This window comes from Halomonas sp. 707D4 (assembly GCF_024158685.1).
Lineage (GTDB): Bacteria > Pseudomonadota > Gammaproteobacteria > Pseudomonadales > Halomonadaceae > Vreelandella.
This window is the reverse complement of sequence record NZ_JAMZBD010000092.1, coordinates 1-8,675: the sequence shown is the minus strand read 5'-3', so window position 1 is coordinate 8,675 and position 8,675 is coordinate 1. Positions and strand designations below refer to the sequence as shown.

Annotated in this window: 11 protein-coding genes; 2 read left to right on the top strand and 9 right to left on the bottom strand. The window is 65.9% G+C overall.

Annotated features, from left to right (window positions below; genetic code table 11):
- Positions 1-994, top strand: a 994-nt coding sequence (locus BIS11_RS05990) for a S1C family serine protease (protein ID WP_253585820.1), incomplete at its 5' end; no start/stop codon positions are given.
- A 75-nt stretch (positions 995-1,069) separates the two neighbouring features.
- Here BIS11_RS05990 and hisD read toward each other — a convergent pair.
- The 9 genes from hisD to BIS11_RS05945 form a co-directional block, all read right to left on the bottom strand.
- Complete coding sequence (gene hisD, locus BIS11_RS05985; protein ID WP_253419558.1) at positions 1,070-2,383, bottom strand: histidinol dehydrogenase; 1,314 nt, start codon at positions 2,381-2,383, stop codon at positions 1,070-1,072.
- Between the two features lie 10 nt (positions 2,384-2,393).
- A complete protein-coding gene (hisG, locus tag BIS11_RS05980; protein WP_253419555.1) occupies positions 2,394-3,050 on the bottom strand; it encodes an ATP phosphoribosyltransferase in 657 nt (218 codons plus the stop codon).
- Between the two features lie 27 nt (positions 3,051-3,077).
- Positions 3,078-4,340, bottom strand: coding sequence for a UDP-N-acetylglucosamine 1-carboxyvinyltransferase (gene murA, locus BIS11_RS05975; protein WP_253419552.1), 1,263 nt, complete (start codon positions 4,338-4,340; stop codon positions 3,078-3,080).
- Between the two features lie 10 nt (positions 4,341-4,350).
- Complete coding sequence (locus BIS11_RS05970) at positions 4,351-4,602, bottom strand: BolA family protein (protein ID WP_227390380.1); 252 nt, start codon at positions 4,600-4,602, stop codon at positions 4,351-4,353.
- Positions 4,603-4,707: 105 nt separating this feature from the next.
- Complete coding sequence (locus BIS11_RS05965; RefSeq protein WP_253419548.1) at positions 4,708-5,046, bottom strand: STAS domain-containing protein; 339 nt, start codon at positions 5,044-5,046, stop codon at positions 4,708-4,710.
- A complete protein-coding gene (locus tag BIS11_RS05960; RefSeq protein WP_253419545.1) occupies positions 5,043-5,702 on the bottom strand; it encodes a phospholipid-binding protein MlaC in 660 nt (219 codons plus the stop codon). The genes BIS11_RS05965 and BIS11_RS05960 overlap by 4 nt, the downstream gene beginning before the upstream one ends.
- A gap of 80 nt (positions 5,703-5,782) precedes the next feature.
- The gene (mlaD, locus tag BIS11_RS05955; RefSeq protein ID WP_253419542.1) at positions 5,783-6,247 is read right to left on the bottom strand and encodes an outer membrane lipid asymmetry maintenance protein MlaD; all 465 of its coding nucleotides are present in this window, start codon (positions 6,245-6,247) and stop codon (positions 5,783-5,785) included.
- A 16-nt stretch (positions 6,248-6,263) separates the two neighbouring features.
- The gene (gene mlaE / locus BIS11_RS05950; protein ID WP_253419538.1) at positions 6,264-7,064 is read right to left on the bottom strand and encodes a lipid asymmetry maintenance ABC transporter permease subunit MlaE; all 801 of its coding nucleotides are present in this window, start codon (positions 7,062-7,064) and stop codon (positions 6,264-6,266) included.
- The gene (locus BIS11_RS05945) at positions 7,064-7,885 is read right to left on the bottom strand and encodes an ABC transporter ATP-binding protein (RefSeq protein WP_227390375.1); all 822 of its coding nucleotides are present in this window, start codon (positions 7,883-7,885) and stop codon (positions 7,064-7,066) included. Before BIS11_RS05945 ends, mlaE begins: the two co-directional genes overlap by 1 nt.
- Positions 7,886-8,160: 275 nt before the next feature.
- On the opposite strand from BIS11_RS05945, the gene BIS11_RS05940 reads away from it, so the two are divergent.
- On the top strand, positions 8,161-8,675 hold a 515-nt coding region (locus BIS11_RS05940), incomplete at its 3' end, for an SIS domain-containing protein (RefSeq protein ID WP_253585819.1).

The window sequence follows — 8,675 nt, the reverse complement described above, 5'->3', positions numbered from 1 at the left end:
GAGCCAGGCAGCGCCGGCGGTGGTCAACATCTACTCGTCGCGCATCGTCGAGCGTGACCAGCATCCACTGATGTCGGACCCGTTCTTCCAGCAGTTCTTCAGCGGTGACGACGCCACCGCCCACCAGCGCATGCTCTCGAGCCTGGGCTCCGGGGTCATCGTCAGCCAGGACGGCTACGTGCTGACCAACCACCACGTGATCAACGATGCCGACCAGATCCAGGTGGCGCTGCGCGACGGGCGCGAGACGCTGGCCGAAGTGGTCGGCACCGACCCGGAGAGCGACCTGGCCGTGCTGCGCATCGACCTCGACGACCTGCCGGTGATCGAGCTGACCGATTCACGCAACGTGGCGGTGGGCGACGTGGCGCTGGCCATCGGCAACCCGTTCGGTGTCGGCCAGACGGTGACCATGGGTATCATCAGCGCCACCGGACGCAGCCACCTGGGTCTCAACGCCTACGAGGACTTCATCCAGACCGATGCGGCGATCAACCCGGGCAACTCCGGAGGCGCCTTGGTCAACGCCGAAGGCGCGCTGGTCGGCATCAACACGGCGATCTTCTCGCGCTCCGGCGGCTCCCAGGGCATCGGCTTCGCGATTCCCGCCAACCTCGCGCACAGCGTTCTTGACGAACTGGTCACCCGGGGCCGGGTGATTCGCGGCTGGCTGGGCATCGAGGCCCAGGCCCTGTCGCGCGAGCTTGCCGCCTCCTTCGGGCTACGCACCCCCCAGGGGGTGATCGTGGCCGGCGTGGTCAGCGACGGGCCGGCGGAGCGTGCCGGCCTTCAGCCCGGCGACGTGCTGCTCTCCATCGACAACCAGGCGATTCTCGATGCCCGCTCGACCATGAGCGACATCGCCTCCATCGCGCCCGGTACCGAACTCCCGCTGACCGTGGTGCGCAACGGCGAGCGCATCCAGATGACGCTGGAAGTCGGCGAGCGCCCCACCCCGACCGAAATGACCCTTGATCGACGCAGCGACTCCTGACGAGGCACGCGCCGCCACCTCGACCCGAATGGCGGCGTCTTCGAGGTGGAGGCGCTTGCCTCCACCTGCCAGGAATCAATCGCGAATGCGGTATTCGGCGGAGCGGGCGTGGGCGGTGAGCGATTCGCCGCGGGCGAGGACCGAGGCGGTACGACCCAGCGTCGAGGCGCCTTCGGCGGAGCAGTGAATGAGCGACGAGCGCTTCTGGAAGTCGTAGACGCCGAGCGGCGAGGAGAAGCGCGCGGTGCCGGAGGTCGGCAGCACGTGATTCGGTCCGGCGCAGTAGTCGCCCAGCGCCTCGGCGGTGTAGCGACCCATGAAGATGGCGCCAGCGTGGCGCACCTCGGGTACCAGCCGCTCGGGCTCGGCCACCGAAAGCTCCAGGTGCTCGGGGGCGATGCGATTGACCAGCGTAAGCGCCTCGGCCTCGTCGGCACACTGGATCAATGCGCCGCGCCGTGAAAGCGACGCCCGCACGATCGCCTCGCGATCGAGCGTCGGCAGCAGACGCTCGATGGCCGCCTGCACTGCCTCAAGATGCTCGCCGTCCCAGCTGACCAGGATCGCCTGGGCATCCTCGTCGTGCTCGGCCTGGGAGAAGAGATCCATCGCCAGCCACTCCGGATCGGTCTGGCCATCGGAGACCACCAGGATTTCCGACGGTCCGGCGATCATGTCGATGCCGACCTGGCCGAACACCGCCCGCTTGGCAGTCGCCACGTAGATGTTGCCGGGACCCACGATCTTGTCGACCCGCGGCACGCTTTCGGTCCCGTACGCCAGTGCCGCCACCGCCTGGGCGCCGCCGAGGGTGAAGACGTGATCGACCCCGGCCAGGTGCGCGGCGGCCAGTACCAGCTCGTTGACCACGCCATCGGGCGTCGGCACCACCATGACGATCTCGCCGACCCCGGCCACATGGGCGGGAATGGCGTTCATCAACACCGACGATGGGTAGGCCGCCTTGCCGCCGGGCACGTAGATACCGGCGCGATCCAGCGGCGTCACCTTCTGCCCCAGCACCGTGCCGTCGGGCTCCTCGTACTGCCAGGAGGTGGGCTTCTGGCGCTCGTGGTAGCGGCGAATACGCTCGGCGGCGCTTTCGAGTGCCGTACGCTGCTCGTCGGGAAGCCCCTTGAAGGCCGCCTCGAGCCGCTGCGGCGACAGGCAAAGCTCCTCCATGCTGCTCGCCTCGAGGCGGTCGAAGCGACGGGTCGCCTCGATCACCGCCGCGTCACCGCGGCGCTTGACGTCCTCGAGAATGGCCGCGACCCGGGACTGCACGTCATCGTTCGAGACGCCCTCCCAGGCGAGCAGGTCGTCGAGGCGGCGCTCGAAGTCGGTATCGGCGGTGGATAGCCGATGGATCGTGACCGGGTTGTCGCTCATCGTTGACCTCTCATCCCTTCGCAAGCTCGGCCTTGCGGTGTTTGACGGCGCTGTCGAGTCGCGCCAGCAGCGGCTTGATGCGCTCGTGCTTCATGGTCATGGCCGCCTTGTTGACCACCAGGCGCGTGCTGATCTCGGCGATCAGCTCGCGCGGCTCCATCCCGTTGGCGCGCAGGGTGTTGCCGGTATCGACGATGTCGACGATCTCGTCGGCCAGATTCATTAAGGGGGCAAGTTCCATCGCCCCATACAGCTTGATCACCTCGGCCTGGATGCCCTGCTCGGCATAGTAGCGCCTTGCCACGTTGACGAACTTGGTGGCCACCCGGCGGCGCGCCTTGAGCGGAGTCTGGCCGGTGACACCGGCGGTCATCAGCCGGCAGCGGGCGATATCCAGATCGACCGGCTCGTAGAGCCCTTCGGCACCGTGCTCGAGCAGCACGTCCTTGCCGGCGATGCCGAGATCCGCCGCGCCGAGCTGCACGTAGGTGGGCACGTCAGTGGCGCGAATCACCACCAGCTTCACGTCCGGCAAGTTGGTGTCGAACAAGAGCTTGCGGCTCTTGCCGAGATCCTCCGCCGGCGTGATGCCGGCGTCGGCCAGAAGCGGCAGCGTTTCTTCGAGAATGCGCCCCTTGGAGAGCGCCAGAATCAGTTGCTTGCTCATGGTTTGGGCCCATGGTTGTTCGCGTGGCTAGCCGGGAATACGACGAATCTTCGCCCCCAGCAACTGCATTTTTTCTTCGATGCACTCGTAGCCGCGATCGATGTGGTAGATGCGATCCACCAGCGTTTCCCCGTCGGCCATCATGGCGGCGATGACCAGCGACGCCGATGCGCGAAGGTCGGTGGCCATGACCGGCGCCCCCGACAGGCGCTCGACGCCGGTGATCAGCGCGGCGTTGCCCTCGACGACGATGTTCGCGCCCATGCGGTTGAGCTCCTGCACGTGCATGAAGCGGTTCTCGAAGATGGTCTCCACCACCCGCGAGTGGCCTTCGGCCACCGCGTTCATGGCCACGAACTGCGCCTGCATGTCGGTGGGAAACGCCGGATACGGGGCGGTGCGGATGTTGACCGCCTTGGGGCGCTTGCCGTGCATGTCGAGCGCGATCCAGTCCTCGCCACAGGTGATGTCGGCGCCGGCCTCCTCGAGCTTGGCGAGCACCGCCTCGAGAATGTCGGCGCGGGTGCGGGTCACCTTCACCCGACCGCCGGTCATCGCCGCCGCCACCAGAAACGTGCCGGTCTCGATGCGATCCGGCATCACGTCGTGCTCGCAACCGTGCAGCGACTCGACGCCGTCGATGACGATGGTGTCGGTGCCGTGGCCCTTGATCTTCGCACCCATCTTGATCAGGCACTCGGCCAGGTCCACCACCTCGGGCTCGCGGGCGGCGTTTTCGAGCACCGTCCTGCCCTCGGCGAGCGTTGCCGCCATCAAGAGGTTCTCGGTGCCGGTCACGGTCACGGTATCGAAGTAAATGGTCGCGCCCTTGAGCCGCCCGTCGACGCTGGCGCGAATGTAGCCGCCCTCGACGCGAATCGTCGCGCCCATGGCCTCGAGCCCGCGAATGTGCAGGTCGACCGGGCGCGAGCCGATGGCGCAGCCGCCGGGCAGCGACACGTCCGCCTTGCCGAAGTGGGCAAGCAGGGGGCCGAGCACCAGGATCGAGGCGCGCATCTTCTTGACCAGCTCGTAGGGAGCGTGGCACCGGGTGACCTGGGAGCCGTCGAGCTGGATGCTCAAGCGCTCGCCCATCACCGGCTCCACGCCCATCCGCCCGAGCAGCTCCAGCGTGGTGGTGATGTCCTGCAGATGGGGAAGGTTGCCGATGACCACCGGGCCATTGGAGAGAAGGCTGGCACAGAGAATGGGCAGGGCCGCGTTCTTCGCCCCGCTCGCCCACACTTCGCCGTCCGCCGAGCCGTTGCCGGTAATCAGGAGTTTATCCATCACGCGCCCCTCACCGGGCGTTTTCCGGCGCGTCTTGCCACTGCGCCGGGGTGAAGGTTTTGATGCTGATCGCATGGAGCGCGCCGGAGGCGATCTCGTCGCTCAGCGCCTGGTAGACCAGCTGCTGGCGCTTGACCGGCGAGAGCCCGTCGAAGGCCTCCCCCACCGCGATGACTTGAAAGTTGCACCCCTCCCCCTGGATATGGAAGTCACATCCGTCGATGCGGGATTCAAGCAGCGCTTTTACCTCGTTGGGTTGCATGAGACGGCAAGCTCCTGTGGGGTCGTCCGTGAATGTAAGAAAAAAGGCAGGCGACATGATAAAGAAAAGCGCCCCGCTTGGCGATGCCGAGCTGGCGGGCGTCGCTCAATGGGGCAGAGCGTGGCGTGGGTCGAGGATCAGGGCCTCGAGTTCGGCGAACGCGGCGAGCCGCATCAGGGGGGAAGAGAGCGCGATACGCTCGACGGGAAGCGCCCGGCGCTCGCAGCCGCGAAGCCATTCGAACAGCACGCTGAGTGCTGCGCTGCTGGCGCTCGTTACGCCGGTGAAGTCGAAGGTGACCGAGGGGGCCTGCGCGTTTTCGAGCCACTCGACGCCCGCAGCGGCCACCGGGGCCGCTGCGTGAATGCTCATGTCGCCCTCGACGAACAGCGTGTCGTCACGCTGGGAAAGCGACACGCCGGACGTGTTGACCAGCTCGATCACGCATCGCCTCCGCGCTCGAGTTCCTCGACACCCACTTCCGGCGACCAGGTGCGAATCACCGCATCGTAGTCGCGGTTGTTCTGGCGCATGGCCTGGTCGAACTGGTTGCGGAAGGTCAGGCCCAGGTTGATGCCGTTGACGATCACGTTGACCACGCGCCACTCGCCGTTGGAGAGGCGCAGGCTGTAGCTCACCGGGTAGACCTGGCCGTTGGTGGCGACCACTTCCATGTCGACGCTCGCCTGATCCTCGTAGCGCTGGCCACGCTGGTTGTCGAGCACGCGCAGCGTGTCGTAGTCGAAGGTGACCAGCCCGCGGGTGTAGGTGTCGATCAGGGTGCGACGGAAGACGTCGGCGAAGCGGCTGCGCTGCTCGGGCGTGGCGTTCTGGAAGTAGCTGCCCATCACGCTCGCGCCGATGTAGCGAAAGTCCGCCACGTCGTTGAGGCTCTCGTCGACGATCGCCTTGAGTTCGTCGATATTGCTGGCGTAGTAATCCTCGCGCCCGTCGATACGCTCCATGAAGCCGGTGACGTTCTCGCGGATCATCGCCTCCGGCGACTGGCTCTGGGCACTGGCACCGATCGGCAGCATCAAAAGCACGGTGGCATAGAGCGCCATCACCCAGTAGTTCAGCGGGTTGTTCAGCTTACGCATGGTGTCCACCTCTTTACTCAACAGTTGAAGAAAGTCGCCGTGCAAGGCTTGGTACTTGGTAGTAGTAGTATAGGGCTGCGTCAGTTGTTAGCCATACTGGATACGAACTGCTGGATGAGCTCCTCGAGCACCAGCGCCGACTGGGTATCGCGAATCGTGTCGCCATCGGCGAGCATCTCCGGCGCGCCGCCCACGCTCAGGCCGATGTACTGTTCGCCCAGAAGCCCTGCGGTCAGGATCGCGGCGGTGGTGTCCTGGGTGAGCTCGCCTTCGAGGTCCGAGTCCAGGCTCATCACCACGCGGGCATCGTACCAGTCGGTATCGAGGTCGATGGATTCCACGCGCCCCACCGTCACGCCGGCCATGGTGACCCGCGCGCGCGGCTTGAGGCCGCCGATATTGGCGAAATTGGCCTCCAGCTGAAAGGTCTGGGTCGGCGTCGAAAGCGACAGACCGCTGACGCGAAGCCCAAGGAAGACGAGTCCGACGATACCCGCCAGCATGAACAGGCCGACGCCGAACTCCATGGTTTTACTACGTTTCATGAACGCGCTCCAGCTATCAAAGGCCGCCGAACATCACGGCGGTCAGTACGAAATCGAGCCCCAGCACCGCCAGGGACGAGTAGACCACGGTACGGGTCGTTGCGCGGGAAATGCCTTCCGACGTGGGCACCAGATCATACCCCTGAAAGACCGCGATCCAGGTGACCACCACGGCGAACACCAGACTCTTGATCATGCCGTTGCCGACGTCGCTTGCGAACGCCACGCTCGCCTGCATGTTGCTCCAGTAGGAGCCTTCGAAGACGCCGAGCCACTCGACGCCGACGAGATAGCCGCCCCAGATGCCCACCACGCTGAACCCCACGGTGAGGATCGGCAGCGCCACGAAACCGGCCCAGAGCCTCGGGGCCACCACCCGCTTGAGCGGATCGACTCCGATCATCTCCATGCTGGTGAGCTGCTCGGTGGCCTTCATCAGCCCGATCTCTGCGGTTAGGGCAGAACCCGCGCGCCCGGCGAACAGCAGCGCCGCCACCACCGGCGCGAGCTCGCGCAGAAGCGACAGCGCCACCATCTGACCCAGCGCCTGCTCGGCGCCGAAATCGACCAGAATAGTATAGCCCTGCAGCGCCAGCACCATGCCGATGAAAAGCCCCGACACCAGCACGATGGCCAGCGACAGCACGCCGACGAAGTGCATCTGGCGAAGCCACAGCGCGAAGCCTTCTCGCGAGGGAATCCCGACACTCGACTGGAGCAGAAACGCCCCGGCCCGGCCGAGCGACTCCACGGTATCGCACCCCTTGCGGCCGAGCCTCGTCACCTGGGCGGCGCTTCTCTTGAGTAGTGACGGCATCATTTCGCCCCTTGTGGCCGCGCCGGGCCCAGCATGTCGCGGTAGAACTCGTCCGCCGGGTAGTGAAACGGCACCGGCCCGTCGGGCTCGCCGTGAATGAACTGGCTCACCCGCGGGTCCTGGTTGGCATCCAGTGTCTGGGGCGTGCCGTGGGCCACCACCTGGCCGTCGGCGATGAGGTAGAGATAATCGGCAATGCTCAGGGTCTCCTTGATGTCGTGGGAGACCACCAGCGAGGTCAGCCGCAGCGCCTCGCTCAGGCGCTTGATGAGCTGGACGAGCACGCCCATGGAGATCGGGTCCTGGCCCACGAAGGGTTCGTCGAAAAGCACCAGCTCCGGGTCCAGCGCAATGGCGCGTGCCAGCGCCACGCGCCGGGCCATGCCGCCGGAGAGCTCGGCAGGGCTCAACGCCCGCGCCCCGCGAAGCCCCACCGACTGCAATTTCAGGAGCACCAGGTCGCGGATCATCGCCTCGGGCAGGTCGGTGTGCACGCGAAGCGGAAACGCCACGTTCTCGAACACGTTCAAATCCGAGAACAGTGCGCCGCTCTGAAACAGCATGCCCATGCGCTTTCTCAGCGCGAACAGCGCCTTGCGCGAAAGCCGATGGACGTCCTGCCCGTCGATGAGCACGCGGCCGCGATCGGGCGTGAGCTGGCCGCCGATGAGCTTCAAGAGCGTCGTCTTGCCGGTGCCGCTCGGGCCCATGATCGCGGTCACCTGGCCACGCGGGATGCGCATGTCGATGCCGCGAAAGATGTCGTGCTCTCCGCGCGAGAAGTGCAGATCCTCGATTTCGATGAAGGGGGTGTCTGTCATGGGTGCATAACCCTCCTTGGGGCAGGCAGCGTGCATGCTGCCGACGCCTGGGCGGGCTTTTCAAGGCCGGCAATTGTGAAACAGTGTTTTCGAAATAGTAACGAACATCGTGCCCCAACGCCAGCCATCCCCACGGGTGGCAACGCTAAAACCTTGCTTCACAACTCTTTGTTCGATATCGAGCGGTCGTCAGGCGGTAAAGATCCCGTACCTACTCGGGCGCGTGAAATGCTATTCTAGGCGCTCGACGACGTCATTTTCAGAGAGGCCCATCTATGCCAGCGTCCTCCGGCCTTAGCAGCGCCTTGCGTGAAAGCGCGCTGCGCACGCTGCACATCGAGCAGGCCGCCATCAACGATCTCAAGGAGAAGCTCGACGAAGGCTTCGACCGCGCCTGCTCTCTCATTCTAGCCTGCCAGGGCCGCGTGGTCGTGACCGGCATGGGCAAGTCCGGCCATATCGCCGGCAAGCTCGCCGCCACGCTCGCCAGTACCGGCACGCCCGCCTTCTTCGTCCACCCGGGCGAGGCGAGCCACGGCGATCTGGGCATGATCACCAAGACCGACGTGGTGCTGGCGCTGTCCAACTCCGGCGAGACTGCCGAAGTCACCGCCCTTCTGCCGCTATTGAAGCGCCTGGGCGTGCCCTTGATCAGCATGACCGGCCGGCCGGGCTCGACGCTCGGCACCCACGCCGATGCCCACCTCGACAGCGGCGTGGCGCGCGAGGCCTGCCCGCTGGATCTGGCGCCGACCAGCTCGACCACGGCCGCCCTTGCGCTGGGCGACGC

Coding starts and splice junctions, on each gene's coding strand:
- hisD (WP_253419558.1), bottom strand. CDS start 2,383: ATGAGCGACAACCCGGTCACGATCCATCGGCTATCCACCGCCGATACC.
- hisG (WP_253419555.1), bottom strand. CDS start 3,050: ATGAGCAAGCAACTGATTCTGGCGCTCTCCAAGGGGCGCATTCTCGAA.
- murA (WP_253419552.1), bottom strand. CDS start 4,340: ATGGATAAACTCCTGATTACCGGCAACGGCTCGGCGGACGGCGAAGTG.
- BIS11_RS05970 (WP_227390380.1), bottom strand. CDS start 4,602: ATGCAACCCAACGAGGTAAAAGCGCTGCTTGAATCCCGCATCGACGGA.
- BIS11_RS05960 (WP_253419545.1), bottom strand. CDS start 5,702: ATGCGTAAGCTGAACAACCCGCTGAACTACTGGGTGATGGCGCTCTAT.
- mlaD (WP_253419542.1), bottom strand. CDS start 6,247: ATGAAACGTAGTAAAACCATGGAGTTCGGCGTCGGCCTGTTCATGCTG.
- mlaE (WP_253419538.1), bottom strand. CDS start 7,064: ATGCCGTCACTACTCAAGAGAAGCGCCGCCCAGGTGACGAGGCTCGGC.
- BIS11_RS05945 (WP_227390375.1), bottom strand. CDS start 7,885: ATGACAGACACCCCCTTCATCGAAATCGAGGATCTGCACTTCTCGCGC.